Source organism: Microscilla marina ATCC 23134 (assembly GCF_000169175.1).
Taxonomy (GTDB): Bacteria; Bacteroidota; Bacteroidia; order Cytophagales; family Microscillaceae; genus Microscilla; species Microscilla marina.
Genome location: NZ_AAWS01000007.1, coordinates 65,352 through 84,974 on the forward strand (window position 1 = coordinate 65,352; position 19,623 = coordinate 84,974).

10 protein-coding genes are annotated in these 19,623 nt (G+C 39.9%); 5 read left to right on the plus strand and 5 right to left on the minus strand.

Annotated elements, in window-relative coordinates; all coding sequences use genetic code 11:
• The first annotated feature begins 260 nt into the window (after positions 1-260).
• The 3 genes from M23134_RS37690 (at position 261) to M23134_RS07700 (ending at position 8,689) form a co-directional block, all read left to right on the plus strand.
• On the plus strand, positions 261-986 hold the full coding sequence (locus tag M23134_RS37690; RefSeq protein WP_002695148.1) for an OB-fold-containig protein: 726 nt from the start codon (positions 261-263) through the stop codon (positions 984-986).
• An 83-nt stretch (positions 987-1,069) separates the two neighbouring features.
• Positions 1,070-3,457, plus strand: a complete 2,388-nt coding sequence (locus M23134_RS07695) for a flotillin family protein (protein ID WP_045113196.1) — start codon at positions 1,070-1,072, stop codon at positions 3,455-3,457.
• A gap of 141 nt (positions 3,458-3,598) precedes the next feature.
• The gene (locus tag M23134_RS07700) at positions 3,599-8,689 is read left to right on the plus strand and encodes a DNA repair ATPase (RefSeq protein ID WP_002695150.1); all 5,091 of its coding nucleotides are present in this window, start codon (positions 3,599-3,601) and stop codon (positions 8,687-8,689) included.
• Positions 8,690-9,032: 343 nt separating this feature from the next.
• On the opposite strand, the gene M23134_RS07705 is transcribed toward M23134_RS07700, so the two are convergent.
• The 5 genes from M23134_RS07705 to M23134_RS07725 form a co-directional block, all read right to left on the minus strand.
• Entirely contained in the window at positions 9,033-9,437 is a 405-nt protein-coding gene (locus tag M23134_RS07705; protein ID WP_002695151.1) for a hypothetical protein, read from the minus strand.
• A gap of 178 nt (positions 9,438-9,615) precedes the next feature.
• On the minus strand, positions 9,616-10,050 hold the full coding sequence (locus tag M23134_RS07710; RefSeq protein ID WP_157558384.1) for a lipocalin-like domain-containing protein: 435 nt from the start codon (positions 10,048-10,050) through the stop codon (positions 9,616-9,618).
• A 617-nt stretch (positions 10,051-10,667) separates the two neighbouring features.
• Positions 10,668-10,961: a hypothetical protein gene (locus M23134_RS07715; RefSeq protein ID WP_157558385.1), complete on the minus strand. Its 294-nt coding sequence runs from the start codon at positions 10,959-10,961 to the stop codon at positions 10,668-10,670.
• Positions 10,962-11,131: 170 nt separating this feature from the next.
• Positions 11,132-11,395 (minus strand): hypothetical protein, encoded by a 264-nt coding sequence (locus M23134_RS07720; RefSeq protein WP_002695154.1) that lies wholly within the window; start codon positions 11,393-11,395, stop codon positions 11,132-11,134.
• Positions 11,396-11,546: 151 nt separating this feature from the next.
• A complete protein-coding gene (locus M23134_RS07725; RefSeq protein WP_198144991.1) occupies positions 11,547-12,740 on the minus strand; it encodes a sensor histidine kinase in 1,194 nt (397 codons plus the stop codon).
• Between the two features lie 402 nt (positions 12,741-13,142).
• Here M23134_RS07725 and M23134_RS07730 point away from each other — a divergent pair, with 402 nt between their 5' ends.
• Positions 13,143-17,246 (plus strand): TOMM system kinase/cyclase fusion protein, encoded by a 4,104-nt coding sequence (locus M23134_RS07730; protein ID WP_002695158.1) that lies wholly within the window; start codon positions 13,143-13,145, stop codon positions 17,244-17,246.
• Positions 17,247-17,695: 449 nt separating this feature from the next.
• Positions 17,696-19,594, plus strand: coding sequence for a RiPP maturation radical SAM C-methyltransferase (locus M23134_RS07735; RefSeq protein WP_002695160.1), 1,899 nt, complete (start codon positions 17,696-17,698; stop codon positions 19,592-19,594).
• Positions 19,595-19,623 lie beyond the last annotated feature (29 nt).

Genomic DNA, 19,623 nt, shown 5'->3' on the forward strand with positions numbered 1-19,623 from the left:
TTCTTAGATATATCCTTAAAAGATAAGCAGTTGCAAAAAAGCTAAATTAAAGATTATCAAATAATGTAACTTTTACCTAGCAGATAAAGTAAACATACTCAACTTATGAATTATAAGTTTACTAAAAACTAAGTGATCGGCTCACGCCTTATATAAAAATTAAAAGAATAGTTTCCAATTACAATTTCATTATTTTTCTCCTTAATTGAATTACATAATGTAAAAATTATGTAATATTGGATAACTATACCCGCAATCTTATGAGTGAATTGATAAATACCGCTTTTTCTGGATCAAATATCGCCTATACAACTTTATTATTGTTTGTATTTTTGTATTGGTTTACTGTCATTATTGGGGTGTTCGATACCAACTCCTTAGATATTGACGTAGATGCAGATGTGGATGTAGACGTAGGTGTTGACGTGGATGCTGATGTAGATGCTGATGTAGATGCTGACGTAGATGCAGATGCTGATACGGATGTAAGTGGTGGTGGGGCTGGTTGGTTCCTTACTACCTTGAGTTTTTTCAATATTGGCAAAGTGCCCTTTATGATTGTCATGAGTGTGGCAATATTATCTATGTGGGCTATTTCAATGATGGCACACTCTTACCTAGGCAAAGGCACTACTCCCTATCTGGGAATGGGATCGACCGCTTTTTCTTTAATTTTATTTCCAGTAAACTTCTTTGTGGGCATGTTCATTGCCAAAGCAGCTACTCAGCCATTGCGGGGAGCTTTCAAAGATGAAGTAAACGAGTTTAAAGGCAATGAAGATGTAATAGGAAAAATATGTATTACGAGTATGACCATTACTGATGCAATGATGGGACAGGCAGATGTGAAAAGTGAAAGAGGAGCACTATTAACTATTAGAGCTAAAGCTACCAAGGGTAACAGCTTTAAGAGTGGAGACAAAGCTTTGGTAGTGCATTACAACGAAGAACAAGAGATTTATCTGATCGAGCCTTTTGATCATTAAACCTGAATTTTACTAACACTTCAAAAAGTGATTTAATCATATAAATTTAATTTAACCTAATAACTCAGAAAACCTTTAGTAATATGGGATTTGAATTGATTTTAATAATTGTCGGAACCATTGTATTGATCTTATTCGGTACGCTGGCAATGTTTGCAAAATTCTTTAAAAAAGCTACACAAGGAAAGGCTTTGGTAAGAACTGGTTCAGGTGGCCTAAAAGTAAGTTTTAACAAAATGATGGTGCTTCCTGTTTTCCATAAGTTGGAAATCATGGACATTTCGCTCAAAAGCTTTACCATTAGTCGGACTGGTAAAGATGGTTTGATTTGTCAGGATAACCTCCGGGCTGACATCAAAGTAGTATTCTTTATTCGAGTAAATCATAAAGAAGATGAAGTAAAAAAAGTAGCCCAGTCTATTGGTTGCGCCCGCGCCTCAGACGTTAATTTGCTACAAAACCTGTTTGAGCCTAAGTTTTCGGAAGCCTTGAAAACTGTTGGTAAACGATTTGATTTTGTAGACCTATACGACAAAAGAAACGAATTTAAGTCGCAAATGCTGGAAGTGATTGGCAAAGACCTGAATGGTTATGTCCTTGATACTGCCTCTATTGACTTCTTGGAGCAAACCCCATTAGATTCCTTGAATGAAAACAATATTTTGGACGCTGAAGGTATCAAGAAAATCACCGAAATAACTGCCCGCGAACGAAAATTGGCGGATAAGATTCGTAACGAAGAAAAAGCGGTATTGGGGCAACAACACGCTGATGCCCGCGAAAAAGAATTGTTTTATGCGGAGCAAGTAGCCGTTAAAGAAGCCGAACAACAAACCAAGATTAAGACCAAACAAGACCGCGAAGAAGCAGAACGCATAAAAGTTGCCGAAGAAATGGCAAGGGACAACATGCAACAACAAAAGAAGACCGAGTTGGAGCAGCAATTGGTAGAAGAAGAAAATGCCCGTCAGAAAATGCGCGCAGTGAAAGGAAGGGAAAAAGAAGAGGTAAAAGAAATAGAAGATGTGAAAAAACAGCAGGAACTTGCTCAAAATTTACGTTTGGAAGAGGTAGAAAAGGCACAAATTGGCAAAGAAAAAATACTGGAAAAAGAACGAAAAGAAATTCAGGACCTGATAAGACAACGGGTAGAAGTAGAGGTAGAAACGGTAAAAGAAGAAGAAAAAATAAAAGATACCCGTGCCCACGCTGCAGTAGAGCGTAACAACCAAGTGGCAATGAAACAGCGCGAAAACGAAGCAGAAGTAGCGTTGGTAGAGCAAATAAAAGCTGCTGAAGCTGCCAAGCGTTCTGCGGAGTTGAAAACCCAACAAGACGAGTTGGAAGCTCAAACCCGATACAAAGTAACCCAACAAGATGCTGAATCTAAAAAACTAATGGCAGATGCCCAGGCAGAAGAGTCGGCCTCGTTGGGGCTTGCCGAAGCCAGGGTAATGGAGGCAAAAGCCAAGGCAATGGAAGATCAAGGGGTGACCGAAGCCAATATTATAGAGAAAAAAGCTGTTGCAGAGGCTAAAGGGATTGAAGCACAAAAAGCCGCAGAAAATGCAGCCTTTGAAGAGCAGAGTAATATTGAGGCTAGATTACTGGAAGAAAAGGGTAAGATTGAAGCCCGTGTGTTGGAAGAAAAAGGAATTGCTGAAGCTAAAATTTTAGAAATACGTGCTGAAGCCGATAAGAAACAAGCCTTGGCAATAGCCGAGTCTGAAAAAGCTAAAGGTTTGGCACAAGCCGAAGTAGAAGAAGCCATGGCTGAAGCACAAAAGAAGAAAGGCTTGACCGAAGCCGATGTGTTGATAGCGCAAGCCGAAGCCGAAAAAACCAAGGGCTTTGTAGAAGCACAAGTGGCAGAAGCCAAGGCAGAGTCTATTCGCAAGCAAGGACTTGCCGAAGCCGAAGCAATGGAAGCTAAAGCATTGGTAGAGGCCAAAAAGATTGCGGCAAACGCCGATGCAATGCAGAAAATGGACGGGGTAGGCAGAGAGCGGGAAGAGTTCCGTTTGCAGCTTGAAAAAGATACCAAAGTAGAACTTGCCAATGTAGAAGTACAAAAAGCAATTGCCGAAGCACAGGCAATGGCAATGGCAGAAGCCCTCAAAAATAGTAAAATTGATATTGTCGGTGGCGAAACAATGTTCTACGAAAACATTATGAATGTAATTCGTCGTGGCAAAACCATTGATACGTTTGTAAATGGGAGCCAAACTATCAGCGAACTGAAAGGTGCTTTGCTAAACGGTGAAGGTGCTTCATTACTAGGCAAGTTGAGAGACTATATTGCAGATATGAAAATAAGCGCTAAAGATATTAAAGATTTGAGTATCTCGGCTTTGATCTTGAAAATGTCTGGAATGACCCAAAATAATGCTACTCAAACAACCCTGAAGGGCTTGCTTGACATGGCTAAAAAAATAGGTTTGGCAGATGAAAACGCCAGCAAATTTTTGTAAGTGAATGAAGGAAGGTATACCACCTTCTGGATGAACAGTTTCAAACACCCCGTTTGAAACTGTTTGTTTTTCAGACCTTTATCAAGGCAACAGGTACACCAAAAGCTTGTTGCCTGCATAACTTCCAAGTAAACAAACACTATGGCAGACGTAGCAGAAAACCTTACTAACAATAACCCGGAAGAAAATAAACAAGAGACCAAACTTGAAGGGGGAGCCTATGAGATTATCCGGCAACGACTTGATAACCAAGGACGTGACCTGCAGGAACGCCTCCATAAGCTCAACGAAGCACGCAAAGAGGTCTTTGGAGCTATAGAGCAAGACCTGATTGCAACCAACCGCATTACTACCGAAAATAATTGTATTCCTCGCGATGTAGTACCCATTGGGGCTTACTTTATCTTTGGTTACAATGTCAATATAAGAATGAAGTCAAAAACTGAGCTCAAAGATGTGTTCAGTATATATAGGTATGATAACAAAAACCACTCTTTTCATGCTGAGCCTTTAGACAAGCTTTTTTCAGATGATAATTTTCAAGAGCGTTTTGACGAAATGTATAAATACTACCGTGATACAGTGTTTATGCGTTTTACCATCATTCAAGGCAAGCTGTTTATGGTTTTTCAAACCGGAAAATCAAGCAAAGACATCAAGGTGTTTAAGTGGATCATCAACGAAGACTCCATTGCTTATGTAGACGATCGCAGTGCCCACGAATTTACTTATCCATCGCAGCAACAGTTTGACTGGAAACGTACCCGTGCCGATTATCATCGTACCGGGCAGCACCCGCATGTCTCTATCGAAGATCGGGTATTTGTAGAAACCATTGGAGGCGACCTGACGATTAAAGTAGAAGATAATACCGAAACAGGAGAAGGCATTTATGCCGAAGAAGTAGAGCACAAAGATCAGAACCTGGACGATGCCGAAATTTTATATACCGATTTGGGCAACCTTATTTTACTTAAAATACGCCCTTATCTCGAAAATGAATACCGTTACCTGGTTTTCAATGAAAAACTAAATCAGGTGGTACGCATTGATAAAATAGAAGAGGCTTGCATACTATTGCCAGATAGTCAGGGCTTGATATTTTCTAATGGTTATTATCTACAGTCGGGCGAACTGAAGGTATTCGAGAATGTATCAGAAAACCTGCTGTACGAAAAGACTGTTCCGGCACCTAATGGGGAAGACTTCTTATATGTATTTCATAATGATCAAGAAGGGTCTTATGTATTGCTTTCTTACAACATTATTGCCCAAAAAGTAGATAACCCGATTGTTTGCGATGGTTATTCATTGTTTGAAGAGGGGGAAATGATTTACTTCCGCGAAACCTCAGAGCCAAGCAAAAGCCATGTGATACAAGTCTGGCAAACTCCTTATGTAGGCCCTGACTATATTCCACCGGTGTCTACCGAAAACTTTTTGTTTAAGGTAGGTAACAAAGACATTGTGCGGGCAATGGCAGAAGCAACCCAGGTGCTCAACCTTATTCATAAAGAAGACATTTATACTACGCTTTATATGGAACTGGTAAAGCGTACGACCGATATTTTAGATACTTATTATTGGTTGAGCAACCCAGAAGCTTTTGAGATACAAGAGCCTGTGAGTGCTATTCGTGACACTGCATCAGGAGCCATCGATGAGTTTGAAAAGGTGCAGCGGGTAAAGAAAAACACGGAAGAGCAAATCAACTTAATATCGGGGAAAATAGAGGAGGTTAAAGACAAAGTAAAGCAAGCCCGTTTTCGAGATATAGACGAGTTTGTAAAACTACTGGCTGAACTCAGAAGCTTGCGAGGAGAAACTATCTCGCTCAAAGACTTACGTTATACAAACTTGCCATTGGTAGAAGAGTTTGAGCAATTGCTGGAAGAGCGCACCCTGCACGTCTCAGAAAAGACTGTCAAACATTTGCTCAAAGAAACTGCCCTCGACTTTTATAAAAAGAAGGTAGAAGAGCAAAGCGAGGCGATAGAAAAGGTAGCGAAGGTGATGGAGATCACTCAGATAGAGCAAAATATTGACGAAGCAGGCAAAGAACTGGAAATGTTAATAGATATTGTGAGTAATCTGAAGATTGAGGACTCTACCCAAACTACTAAGATTATTGAAAATATTTCTACCATTTACGCTCGTCTAAATCAAGTGAAGTCTGCGGCAAAAACCAAGCGCAAAGACTTGATGAGTGTGGAAGCAATAGCCGAGTTTAATGCGCAGATCAAGTTGATCAACCAAGGGGTGATTAACTATTTGGACATAGCGGATACTCCTGAGAAAGCAGAAGAATACCTGACTAAACTCATGGTACAGTTAGAAGAACTCGAAGGGAAGTTTGTGGAGTTTGATGAATTTATTGTCCAATTGACCGAAAAACGCGAAGAAGTATACAGTGCTTTTGAGGCAAAGAAATTGTCTTTGATAGAAGCCCGCAACAAAAGGGCTACTGCTTTGCAGAGTTCTGCCGACCGTATCTTGAAAGGCATTCAAAACCGTATCAAGGGATTTGAAACTGTGAATGAAATCAACGGGTATTTTGCGGCAGATTTGATGATTGACAAAACTCGCGACATTGTCAAAAAACTGGTAGAGCTGGAAGACTCAGTAAAAGCTGATGAGATTCAAAGTAGACTCAAAACCATCAAAGAAGATGCAGTCCGTCAACTCAAAGACCGTCAGGAAATGTTTGTGTCGGGCGAAAATGTCATCAAATTTGGCCGCCATCATTTCTCGGTCAATGTACAAAACCTTGACCTTACCATTATTCAAAAGGCAGATGGGATGTATTACCACCTGACTGGCACCAATTTTTTTGAGAAGATAGACAACAAGGCTTTTCTTGCCACCGAAGAAGCCTGGAGTCAGGAGTTGGTGTCAGAAAACAAAAAAGTATACCGAGCTGAGTACCTTGCTTATAAAATATACCAGGAAGCCAGCGATGCCTCCTCCTCTAACGAAGTGCAGGCAGATGAAGGTAACGAAGGCGAAAAGGTGGTGGTTCCTGCTATAGCCGATCTACACCAACTAGAAGAAGCAGGGCTTTTGGAGTTGGTGCAAAAATTTATGGCATCGCGTTATAGTGAAGGGTATGTAAAGGGCACGCACGATCAGGATGCCGCTAAAATATTGGGTGCTTTGGTAAAACTCAATCAAAACATTCAACTGTTACGCTATCCTACTATTGCCAGGGCTTGTGCCGCTTATTATTGGCAAAAGTACCTTGACCGCGACCAAAAACAATTGTTAAACCACCGTTTGAAAGGCATTGGAGTTATTTTACAGGTTTTTCCTAATACCCGTGAATTTGGCGATCTGATCCATGATATTAGTAGCGGAATACGTCAGTTTTTGGAAGAAACCAGCCTCTTTGATATAGAAATAGCTGACCTTGCCGGAGAATACTTGTTTTATGAACTGACTGTTTCTGATGCTTTTATCATTAGTAAAGAGGCAGCCCAGATTCATGATGGGTTTTTAGAGCAATTGCGTAGTAATAAAAACCTGTCTATATACAAAGACTCGCTCAAACAACTGTCTAAAGTACCTTTAGAGCAATTTGAACTTATCAGAACCTGGGTACACGCTTTTGTGCATCAGTCTAAACTGAACAAAGAGGTAGAGTTTATAGATGAATACATTGACGAAACAGCTTCATTGCTTTTTCACGAGTCTTATGACCAAGCCCTGGTGATAGAAACCTCAGTGGTAACCAATGTAAGCGGCATGTTGGGTAACCATGGAGTAATAGAAAGCAAGACCTACCACCTCAACTATAATGACTTTATGCTCAAGCTTAATTATTTTGAGCAGTACAATGTGCCGTTTTACCTGGAGTATATTCGCTTGAAAAAGGAGTTGACCGATCACTTCAGAAAAACACTGCGGCTTGATGAGTTTAAGCCCAGAGTGTTATCATCTTTTGTTCGAAGCAAACTCATTGACGAAGTATATTTGCCCCTGGTGGGCGATAACCTGGCCAAGCAAATAGGGGTAGTGGGCGAAAACAAACGGACTGATTTAATGGGCATGCTGTTGCTTATATCGCCACCGGGTTATGGTAAAACCACCCTGATGGAGTATATCGCCAATCGTTTGGGAGTTATTTTTATGAAAATCAACGGACCAGCCATTGGGCATCAGGTAACATCGCTCGACCCTACCGAAGCCAACAATGCCAGTGCCCGTGAAGAGGTAAACAAGTTAAACCTTGCCTTTGAGATGGGAGACAATGTAATGATTTACTTAGATGATATTCAGCACTGTAATCCTGAGTTTTTGCAAAAGTTCATTTCATTGTGTGATGGTCAGCGAAAAATAGAAGGCGTATATAAGGGCAAAACCAAAACTTATGATATGCGTGGGCGCAAAGTATGTGTGGTAATGGCAGGAAACCCGTATACTGAATCGGGCGACAAGTTTCAAATACCAGATATGCTTGCCAACCGTGCCGATACTTATAACTTGGGTGATATTATTGGCGGAACAGCCACCGCTTTTGAGATGAGTTATATAGAAAACTCGCTTACTTCAAGCCCTATTCTAAACAAGCTTGCTACACGCAGTCAAAAAGACATCTATACTTTGATACGTGTGGCAGAAACTGACAATCAAGAAGGAATGGATTTGGAAGGCAACTATTCGTCTGATGAAGTGGCTGAATATATCAATGTATTGAAAAAGTTGTTAATAGTGCGCGATTATGTACTCAAAAATAATCTGGAGTATATCCGTTCGGCTGCCCAGGCAGATGAGTTTCGTACTGAGCCACCTTTTAAGTTACAAGGGTCTTATCGTAATATGAATAAAATTGCAGAAAAAATACAACCCATTATGACCAATGAAGAACTGCAAACTTTGATTATGTCACATTACGAAAACGAAGCCCAAACATTGACTTCTGGAGCAGAATCTAATTTACTGAAATTTAAAGAGTTAAATGAGTTATTGACCGAAGAAGAAGCGGCCAGGTGGGAAGATATTAAGGCAACCTTCCGTAAAAACATGAAAATGAGTGGTTTTGGTGCCAATGATCAGATGGGACAGGTATTAATGCAAATGGGTGAGTTTAACGATAACCTCGATGGGATTCGTAATGCCCTTGAGAAAAGCATCAAACTTGATTCGCTGCAAATGAACCGTTTGCTTTCTGAGCAAAAGGAAAAGGCTGAGAAAGCAGAAAAAGCTGTCAAGAAGAAAGATAAAGATAAAAAATAGTAATGAGCTATAAGCCGTAAGTAGGAATAACTTGCTTATGGTAGACTAGTTCAGTACCAGTACTTACTAAAGTTTAACTGTGTTGTTTTGTGATATGGCAAAGCAATACAGTTTTTGTTCTATAGCGATATTCAATGCTCCACTGCTTTTGCTATTGTAAATCCCGCAGGTTTCTAACTAGCAGAATTATAAACTTGTTAGCTGCTATTGAACCAACTCTATTTCTAAATCCCGATTCATCGTGATGAACCCAACGCATTTAAACAGGGTAAAACTTAGTCCCTGAAACTTTATCAATTAGTATGGAACCTCCCTAACCTCCACGGTTCCAACTATACTTAGTTTACTTAATTATCGAAGCAACCATTGTTCGTAAGTCATCAAGTGCTGGCTTGGGATAATTACCAAAAAAAGCAATGGTGATGTGGGTTTGCCCATAACTGGGTACTTCAGGTGTCCAAAGCACAAAGGCTTTGCCCAAAAAACCCCAATTACTTTCATTGCTCAAATCAACTGTAGCTTGGTGAATTTCCTCAGCTTTCTTTTTGAACTCTGGATCATTGCGTTGTTTGGTAATTTCTATGTGCAAGTCCATACGATCGGGTTTTACTTCATACCGAGTCTTGACGGCTTGTTTCAGGCGCGTTAATACTTGGTACAACTCGCTTTGGGTAGCCAACAGTTTGCTACGCCCTTCTTTACCCTCAATGCGGTCTAAAGACTCGAATTCAATAGTGAATGTCATCATTGAAATGATTTAAAAAGTGAATAAAAAATACAGTACGGTTTTATAAACCATAACAAAACGGAGAGGGGGAGAGGCTATTGTATTAAACTGGTTATTTTTTGCATAAAAAAACCTTCTCTGGTTTGTCAGAGAAGGCTTGATTATTTTTGTAGCTTGGTCATTTTTGATGATCCGCCTATTACTTTGCAGGCACCAACACTGCTTTGGTTTTTTTGCCATTATTGTCAGCTTCAAAAACAAGTTTCTTTGATGATAGCTCTACTATTTTGTTTTGTATGGCCTCTCCACCTTCTCCTTGAGTCATGGTCAATGTTTTACCATCATCACTCAATTTCCAGCTGCCCGTAAGAGATTTTCCCATAGGGCCACCTGTCATTTCCATGGTACCATCTTTTTTAAAGTTAAAACGAGTCTTCTTTAAGCCTTCAGTAATTTTTTCCAGCATTGCCTTAGGCATTTTTTCCAATTGCTCTTTAGGCATGTCTTTCATGGCAGCATCTATATCCAACGCCCACGGAGTACTTGTTAGTGTAGCTTTAGGATCACCACTGCCACCACAGGCTGTAAAAGCAACTAACATAACCAACATTAAAATTCCATTAAGATATTTCATTATTTTTCAGATTTGATGCGGGTTTGTTTAAAAGGTTAATTAGAAGGGTAAAAGAAAATGTATTTTAGGCACAAAAATGCTCAAAACACGCCTTATGGCACTGAGAAATATGGCAAAAAAGACTATTTTACACCTAACAAATGATTTTTAGACAAACTCTTATTGAACAACTTAAATTAAGCATCAAGGTAGTTACTTTGATGGCAAATTCATAACGATTTAATAGGTTTATTCACTTCACTATTTTCATTGAGTATTTGCCTGACCTATTTTGGATGAAGACCCTAAAGTAGTTGTTTTAATGGTATGATTTTGTACTTAATGAGTTGATGGTTCACTAAGTGGGGGGCACTGATAAGTTTGTAAAATTTTGATTATAAGTAATTTATGAATAAGTGTCTAAGGACTGACACTGTATAAGAGGAAAAGTGGATACAAAATATAAAAACACCATACATTGTAGTATTGGCAAGCGGTTTTTAGGATTGATATCAAAGTATGGTGTTGGTTAATTTTGCGTAAGCACAAAATTAAAAAAGCATAACTGGTATTGGATCAAAAAAAGCTGGAACCAGATGGTTTAAAGTAAAGATATTTATATAAGCAGTAATTAAAAGTTAATCGTTAAGCGCCTGAGCGATAAGGTTGATGCCCCAAGGGTGTTGAAAGCCTAATTTTTGAGCGCTTTCCCAGTCTTGGCGGGCTTTGTCTTTGTTTCCAATTTCTTTATAAGCACACCCTCTCATATATAAAGCATAAGCCAAATTAGCAGGAGCATTTATCTGGGCAATGGCCTGAGTATAATACTGAATAGACAGTTCATACTTTGCCTGGTCAAATACTTGTTCAGCAGTGTCCATAAGACTAATGGCACTTATAGGTGAGTGTGAAGAGTAATGTGTGCTAGTCATAGTTCTATGCGTTTGTTAGTAATGTATTTGCCTTGATTTTTAATGACATTACAAATATAGATAGTTCATTTGATTTAAAATATTTCATCGTATTTCACGGGGGCAACCATGATGAGTTAAAGCTATGATAAACTGTAGCAAGCAGGCATAAAAAATGAGCATTTCATTGACTACGCCATTTCTACAGGTAGCTCAAAACCAAACCTTTGGGCTTCTTTCCAATCTTTTGTTGCTTCTATTACATTGCCTGTTTCGTGATAAGCACAACCACGCATATATAATGCATAAGCCAGGTTAGAAGGTGAGTTGATTTGTGGAATGGCTTGAGAGTAATATTCAATCGATAAAATATACTTCTCTTCATAAAATATGCTTTCTGCGGCATTCATGAGCTCTACTGCCTTTTGTGCCGGTGTTTTTTTATAGTTCTTCATAGTTCTGTCGTCTTCTTTATGTATTCCTTTATTTTGTAAAATCTACCAAATGCCTGCTCTAAAAAACAGGGTGATTACATCAAAGTACATGGGCTGTAGGATTGGCCGCAAAGAAGAAGGTAATTGGCTGAGGTATAGATAGGTTGTTGGTTTACTTAATTAACCACTCATATTGTTCCTGGTTGCTGGTATAAAGTGCTCGTTCAAGTTGTTTTTTCCATCGGTTGTAGATGCTTTCTTGCTCAAATGTCATTGTTTTGAGTATGCCTTTTATTTTACTCAGTTGGTATACTTCGTACTGTCTCAGTTGTACTAACCAAGGAGTGAGTAAATCTTTATCCTGTGAGGTAAAATAGTTGGAGCAAGGAGCACAGGCAGTGGGTGTTTTTCTGAGCACAGAGGTGTTGTTAGGTTGACTCACCTTGCCAGCGGGTAGGGTAAACCAAAATGTAGTACCTTTACCTACTTGCGACTGAACACCAATAGTACCCCCTTGTGCTTCTACCGCAAGTTTGCAAAAGGTGAGGCCTATGCCAGTAGAATAAGCCCCACTGATTTTGGGTGAGTGATCTACCTGGTAAAACTTATCAAATACATTTTTTTGAGCTTTTTGTGGTATTCCACATCCCTGGTCACTGACAGAAAACCTGACAGTGTCAGCGTTTACTTGTTGGGTTTCCACCAATATTTCACTGTTTTGAGGCGAGTACTTAATAGCATTACTCAATAGGTTGGTCAAGATTCTTTTGACCAACTGACTGTCAGCGGCTACTTGAGTAGGGTGAGGTGGTGATTGGATGATGATGTTTTTAGCCTGTGCTTTGCCCTCCACCTGCGCAATTGCTTTGTCGATCAGAGTTGAGCTCTGGTGAGGTACAGGGTTTATAGGAAGTTTGGCCTCTTCTATTTTTTCTACATCCAAAATATTCATAATTAAATCAAGCATGTGAGTCCCTGACTGATAAATGCGCTCCATATCGCTGCCTGATTGACCATTTTCTGATAGGCTAATGATATTGCTCAAAGGGGTTTTAAGATCATGAATAAGCATGTTGATCATTTGTTTTTTAAAGCTGGCAAGCTCGCCTGTAGGTGCAGGCTCTTGTGGGTGAGAGGGGGTAGCTTCTCTGGGTTGATGTAATGAACGTATCGTTTGAAAAGCAGGTGAAAAGGCTTTTTGTTGAGAAATGTAGAGCATTCCAGCAAATGTGATACTTATGATGGCTACTGAAAATAAAGAGGGGGTGAAAAAGAAAAAACTAACACTTGCCAGTAATATCAAAAATAACTTTTCTTCAGGGATACACTGATACACCGAAAGTGAGTAATCCCGTGTTATTTTCATTTTTTTATCATTCATCATATCGTGTAATGTTCTTATATAAAATAGTTCTAATGCCTTCATTACAAAAATACCCATATAAGACCGATAAAAATATTTCACCCTATTTCACCCTGTTGTAACACTCAGCTAAATAAGCGCCACACTTTTATTTTAAACCTTAGGTGCTAAAAGTTTGAGAAGATAAGTTAAGTAGTTGAAAAAGAGGGAGTTTTGTGGTTGGTGAAAGGCTTAATTGCAAGGTGTTATTACAAGGTTTTTTTAGAATTTTATTTTGCTTTTTGCCCCAATACTTTCTATCTTGGTTAAGTATCTGGCTATTTTTAATAAAAAAGGCTATCCTTCCTGAAGCTCATGTAATAATTCCTCAATAAAGTAAGGTTCATGTAAATCCCTAAGAAAGTGATGATAAATCCATCAATACCGAATTACACGCTATTAGAAAAAATCGGAGAAGGAGGCTTTGGTTTGGTATATAAAGCCAAGCAAAGCAATACAGGGCAGTTGGTTGCTATTAAAGTACTGAAAAATGATGCAGGCATTGATGAGCAAAAGCATAGGCATCAACAAGCCCGGTTTGAGCGTGAAACCCAACTTAGTGCAAAAATTAATCATCCCCATATAGTAAAATTATTAGATAAAGGCTATACAGAAACAGGAGAACTATTTGCCGTTTTTGAGTATGTAGCTGGCGAAACGCTCAAAGATTATATCATTCGTAATGGAGCTTTACCTGCTGCCGAGACAGGAGTCTTAATGGGACAGGCGTTAGACGCCTTGGTTTGTGCCCATGACCAAGGCATTGTGCATCGTGACCTTAAACCTCAAAACCTAATGGTGTCTCAAACCGGGTCGCAACGTCATATCAAAATCTTAGACTTTGGCATTGGAGCGTTTACCCAAGAGCATCGTACCAAAGACTATAAAAGCCTGACCCTCACCAAAGAAATGGTAGGTACTCCTAGCTATAGTGCCCCTGAACAGCTTCGAGGCGAACCGCCTACCGTAAAGTCTGATTTATATGCTTGGGGGTTAATTTTGATAGAATGCCTGACCGGAAAAACAGTGATGGAAGGCGATTCAATTGCTGAAATATTTCAACAACAACTACAGGCAAGCAACGTACCGCTACCTGCCGCAATTTTAGACCACTCACTGGCAAGTTTGCTGCGCCGGGTACTCGAAAAAAATCCTCAGTCAAGGGCAGGAGATGCTGCCAAATTGTATGAAGACTATCTGGACATTAACTTTAGCTCTATAGTAGGTAAATTAGCTCGTGAATCTGCCGGGCAACTGGCTGATCATGAAGATGATCCTACCTTGGACAGTGACATAGACGTAGTAGTGGGGCGTAGCGCAAAACGACAGATTACAGTACTTTGTGTAAAGTTAAGTTTGGTGTTGTCTGATAACAATGACTTGAGCCTCGAATTATTAGATACCATTCAGAAAGATCAACTCAACGGGTGCCGTGACATTGCCATACGTTATGGAGGACACATAGCAGGGAGCCTGGGCGACAATATTTGTATATATTATGGTTATCCCGAAGTAAGCGACAATGACGCCCGGCGTGCCGGAAGAGCTGCACTTGAGCTAGTTACCCAAACCAAAAAACGCAGTGCATTGCTGCAGGCCTTGCATGGTATTTCGCTCGACATCAGGGTAAGTTTGCACGCTGGCGAAGTAGTAGTAAAACAAGCGCATACCCCTGAAGGGCTTACGCCCAATGTGGCCTTTAACCTTTTGTATCAAACCAAGGAACAATCGGTGTTGGTAAGCGAAACGACCAAAAAACTACTAGACCCTTTTCTTGAATTTGAAGTAGCCGAATCTTGTTATTTTCCTAATATAGCAGGCGAATTTAAAGTGTATGCGCTGGTAGGGGAACGGCAAACTGAAGCCTTGTCTTTTTTGCGCCCACAAAGTGCCGGGCGACAAATGATAGGACGAGAGCAAGAGCATCAAGTATTTGTACAGCAATGGCAAAAAGTAAAGGCAGGAGAGGGGCAAGCTGTACTATTTAGCGGGCAAGCAGGCATTGGTAAGTCACGCTTGACCTATGAGTGTAAAAAACAACTTCGGGAAGAAGGGGTAGTAGTAGCAGAGTGCCGTTGTTTGCCTGAACATGAAAATAATGCTTTGTACCCATTTTTTGACATGTTGCGCAAACATTGGGGTTTGCAAGAAGGTGAAAACCAAGACTTTAATATAGCAAGGCTAGAAGATGTATTGACCCAGGCAGGATGCGATACAAAAATGGCGTTGCCTATACTTTGTTCTTGGTTATCGGTACCCTTGTCTGATACTTATGAAGCAATGCAATTGCCCACTCCTGAGCAACAAAAAGAAATTTTAATGGATGCGCTCGAAAAACTCATCCTCAACCTCGGAGAGTCGGCACATTTTTTACTGATAGTAGAAGACCTGCACTGGCTCGACCCTACCAGTAAAGAGTTACTAGAGCGATTGTTACATAATTTAGACCAGCAAAACTACTTGTTATTGCTCACTACTCGTCCTTATTTCAAACCCTCTTGGGTATACAACTACTTGACAGTGATGGACTTGATGCCCTTGGAAATCAATTCGGTGAAAAACTTGATTGAAGGAGTGTTGGAAGGCAAAAAAGTAACTGACCCCACTGTACAATACATAAGTGAGCGAGCCGACGGTATACCTTTGTTTATAGAAGAATTAAGTCAGATGTTGCTTGAGCAAGGATACTTGGTATTAGACAATGATGAATACCATTTGCAAGAAAATCTAGATGAAGAAGCTGTTCCGGTGACCCTACAGGCGTTACTCAATGCTCGTTTAGACAAGTTGGGGTTAGCCAAAGAAACTGCTCAACTCGCGGCTGCCATTGGGCGCAATTTTGACTATGATTTATTAGTCCGGTCTTCGTTGCGTGACGAAGCATTGGTACAAGCCGATTTGCACCAGCTCATGAATGCCGATTTGGTCTATCGTCAAAGACGTGTACAGGGCGAAAGTTACATTTTCCGTCACGCCCTTATTCGTGATGCAGCGTATGATGGTATGCCCAACGCCCTACAGAAAGATACTCACCAACGCATAGCCACTACGTTGGAAGGTGAGTTTCCTCACATAAAAGATGAGAACCCCTTTGAAGTAGCCAGACATTTTGCCGGAGCCGAACTATTTTCAAATGCGGCTGATTATGGGTTGCAAATGGTGAAAAAACAAGTCGATGGTTCATCCAATCAGGAAGCTTTATTGGTAAATGAAAAAGTAAAAGGTTGGGTAGAGCAGATTACATCATTGACTACAAAAATTGAAACTGAACTTACCTTGAACAACACCGTGTTGCCTGCATTTATGGCCATTGAGGGTTTTGGTGGAAAAAGCGTATTGCAAACGAGCAAGCGCAATGAAGAATTGATAGATAAAGTAAAAACACTGGATAGCACACTATCTAATCATAACCTTGAAGCCCTGGCTAACAACACTGAATGGGCGTTATTTTTAAATTATCATTTTCATGCCAAGCGTAAAGATGCGCGCAAAATAGCTGAGAAGATACTACAAAGTGCCCGAACTACAGGTGACCGTTTGAGAGAAGTGGCCATTTCGCCTATGATTGCTCAGGCATTCTTAATTGATGGTGATTGGGCATTGGCAAAAGAAGTGTGTACAAAAGTGTTAGAGATATACAATGAGGCAACAGATGTAGAAATAGGCATTGCCCATGGGATGGAGGCTAAAAGTGCCGCCAACTTTATTTTGGCGCGTATTTATTGCTGCTTGGGTTATCCTGATAAAGCCATTGGTTACATAGAAAACGCCATTGTCTGGGCTGAGCAAACCAAACACCTGGTAACTACTACCTTGTCTTACAACTACAAGGGCATTATAGGAAGCCTGAGGCAAGACAAAAATATGGTGAAACAAGCAGTGACAGATCATAATGCCAAACACGCGGGGCTTTCAGAAGGAAATTGGGTCACTATTCATTTGCTGATGCTAAGCGACTGGAGCAATAACAAGTATGACTATGCTGCCCAGTATGTAAAAGATTCTTTAGCGTCTGGGCAACACTATGCTTTAGGCTACTTTGAACCTTACCTTGCCGAAACTTACCTGAATCACGAAATGGTACAAGAAGCCATTGACTTGATGGAAAACTCAGTACAGCGTTGTTTAAAACACGAAGAATGGGGAACACTGCCTATGGTTACCAGACGGTTGGCGCTTAGCTATTATGCTGCAGACCAACGCCTAAGTGCAAGGGTAAAAGAGCAAATGACGGAGTCGCTGAAGCTTGCCCAAAAACAACAAGTAAAATGGTTTGAGTTTGAAGCTCTGATTGACTATGCCAATATTTTGCTGGAGTGCGACGAGGAAGCTATAGAAGAAAAGGTGAAAATATACAAGCAGCTTGAAAATGTAATGGACTTCTTTAAAAAAGAAGGAGAAGCCCAGGAAACTTTACAATGGAAACGTGCAGTCAAAATTTTAAGTAATATCAAGAGTTTGAATAACTAATAGGTGAGTTTAACAATAGTCCATAGTATTTAGTCGATAGCTGATTCGAGTAAATGTTTACCTTGTTAAATGCTGTAAACCAGTATTTTATATTAAGGTTGCGTACTCAATTTATTTTTAAAAGTGTGTCGGTTTTACGCCTAAACACCCAATTAAATAGTTTTAAAATTCGTAAATAACTGAGAACCAGCAAACAACTTTGACTAAAATCACTGCGGAGTATTGTTTAAGCAAGGGAAGGAAAAAGGCAACTACCTATGTTGTAAGCACTTAATTTTATAGAATTGTAGGGAGTAAAACAAAAGTAAAAAAGACTATCACTGGTGCTCTAGATACTAAATATCTGCTTGAAATACAGCACCTTAACTGTTAAGCTAATGGGTTAGGTATTTAGTGGTTGAGGTACTAGAATGTTTTCATAGAATTACGAACTCTAAAAACAGTATCAAATGAATCAACCTACACCTGATGCCAACTTATTGAGTTATCTAAAGCAGCAAATTGACTCAGCAGTAAACCAAGGTGACATACTTATTATTGTACCCCCTTTTTATAATATTGGCTTCATAGCCTTGGGGCCTTATTTATTACAAGCCATTGCTAAAGAACACGGGTATAAGGTTGATGTATTGCACCTGGACTTGTTGTTGGCAAACCTCATCGGGATAGAAGATTACATAGAAATTCAGGAAAGCCCGTCATTTTGGATGCTAGGCGAGAGAATGTTTGCTCGAAGCGCGTATGGTTTACCCGCACTAGGTGAAGACAGTGCCCAAACCAACGAGCATTTTCATACCATAAGCCCTACCAATAAGGCACAGATGTATTTGAACCACGGACACGCCTTTGATTTAGAAAAGTACCAAAAACTAGAAGAACAATGTTACCAGTTTGCGCAGTGTGCAGGCGCCATCATTGCAGGGCTTGACTATGCTATAGCGGGTGTTTCGTTAGGGTTTTGTAATCAAATCAACGCTGCTGTTGCCTTTATCAATCACATCAAACACCATGCGATAAACACAACTACTATTATAGGTGGTAGCTATTGTGAAGGAGAAAAGGCCGAAGCCTTGTTTTCCCTGAGTGAAAATATTGATTACATTTTTGAGGGAGAAAGCGAACTCACGTTCATTGATTTTATTGAACACACCCTCAGTAATCGACCTTACCCCAACAGGCTTATTAAGCCCCAGAAAGCAGCTCCTTTAGAAAAACTCCCCATTGCTGACTATCAAGCGTATGCCCGTCAGGTAAAAACGATCATGGGAGAAGAGTACTATAAACACAAGGTAAAAGCGGTATGGTATGAAACCAATCGAGGGTGTTGGTGGGCAGAAAAAGCCAAGTGTACATTTTGTGGTATTACAGAAATAGGCTTTCGACAAAAAAGCATTGCTCAAATTGCCCAGGATTTAGAAAAAATAAAAGCCCAGGTTCCAGACAAGTTTTTGTTTTTTACCGACCTGATTATGTCAAGTGGTTTTCCTGATAAGCTATTGAATTATAGTGCTGATACAGATAGTTACCCTGTGTTAGGAATGCAACTAAAAGTAGGGCGTACTATAGACGAGGTAGTAAAACTCCATCAGATAAACGCCAAATACATTTTGCCAGGAGTAGAGGCGTTCTCTACCAGTTTGTTAAAGAAAATGAAAAAAGGAACTACTGGCAGGCAAAACATCTATTTTATCAGAAATGCCTACTGTTTTGGTATCAGTACGCAGTATTATTTATTATGGGGATTTCCCGGAGATACCGCCAAAGAATACACTTCCTTATTAGACATGATTCCCTCGCTCAAACATCTACAGCCTCCCCAACTATTTGATGGTGCCCAAATAAGCCGGGATGCCCCTTACTTTACTAACCCCGAAGAATACAACATCAAAGCATTGACTTACTGGAAAGTATACGATATGATATTTCCTAAGCAGGCCAATATTCAGCAACTGGCCAATTACTTTGTAGGAGACTATGAATCATATTCTTACGAAAATATTCATTTAATGGAGGTTATTCAAAAAGAAGTAGTTGACTGGAAGAAAAACTGGGCTGCCTGTAAACTGAACATGATGTTTTTTATGGGACGGTATATGATTTATGATTCACGCAAAGTAACCAAACCAGAAGTTGTAAATCATGTAGTAAGCGAAGAAGAAGCAAAAAAAATCATGAGTTATCAAAGGCATCAAATGGGGCAATCACAAGTGTTGGATTGGGCCTTAGAACATAAGTTAGGGCTTTTGATGGATGGTTGGTACTTGCCATTGGTTACCGCTACTCCAGAGCTATTGCTAAAACTGAACGAGTACAGCAAAGTAACAGAGGCAGTAAGCGTATTAAAATAACTAAATGTACATAATCTTAAACTTAAAAA

What these genes read in the sequence shown, in the direction of transcription:
- M23134_RS37690 (WP_002695148.1), top strand. Translation starts at nt 261, where the DNA reads ATGAGTGAATTGATAAATACCGCTTTTTCTGGATCAAATATCGCCTAT.
- M23134_RS07695 (WP_045113196.1), top strand. Translation starts at nt 1,070, where the DNA reads ATGGGATTTGAATTGATTTTAATAATTGTCGGAACCATTGTATTGATC.
- M23134_RS07700 (WP_002695150.1), top strand. Translation starts at nt 3,599, where the DNA reads ATGGCAGACGTAGCAGAAAACCTTACTAACAATAACCCGGAAGAAAAT.
- M23134_RS07705 (WP_002695151.1), bottom strand. Translation starts at nt 9,437, where the DNA reads ATGATGACATTCACTATTGAATTCGAGTCTTTAGACCGCATTGAGGGT.
- M23134_RS07710 (WP_157558384.1), bottom strand. Translation starts at nt 10,050, where the DNA reads ATGAAATATCTTAATGGAATTTTAATGTTGGTTATGTTAGTTGCTTTT.
- M23134_RS07715 (WP_157558385.1), bottom strand. Translation starts at nt 10,961, where the DNA reads ATGACTAGCACACATTACTCTTCACACTCACCTATAAGTGCCATTAGT.
- M23134_RS07720 (WP_002695154.1), bottom strand. Translation starts at nt 11,395, where the DNA reads ATGAAGAACTATAAAAAAACACCGGCACAAAAGGCAGTAGAGCTCATG.
- M23134_RS07725 (WP_198144991.1), bottom strand. Translation starts at nt 12,740, where the DNA reads ATGAAAATAACACGGGATTACTCACTTTCGGTGTATCAGTGTATCCCT.
- M23134_RS07730 (WP_002695158.1), top strand. Translation starts at nt 13,143, where the DNA reads ATGATAAATCCATCAATACCGAATTACACGCTATTAGAAAAAATCGGA.
- M23134_RS07735 (WP_002695160.1), top strand. Translation starts at nt 17,696, where the DNA reads ATGAATCAACCTACACCTGATGCCAACTTATTGAGTTATCTAAAGCAG.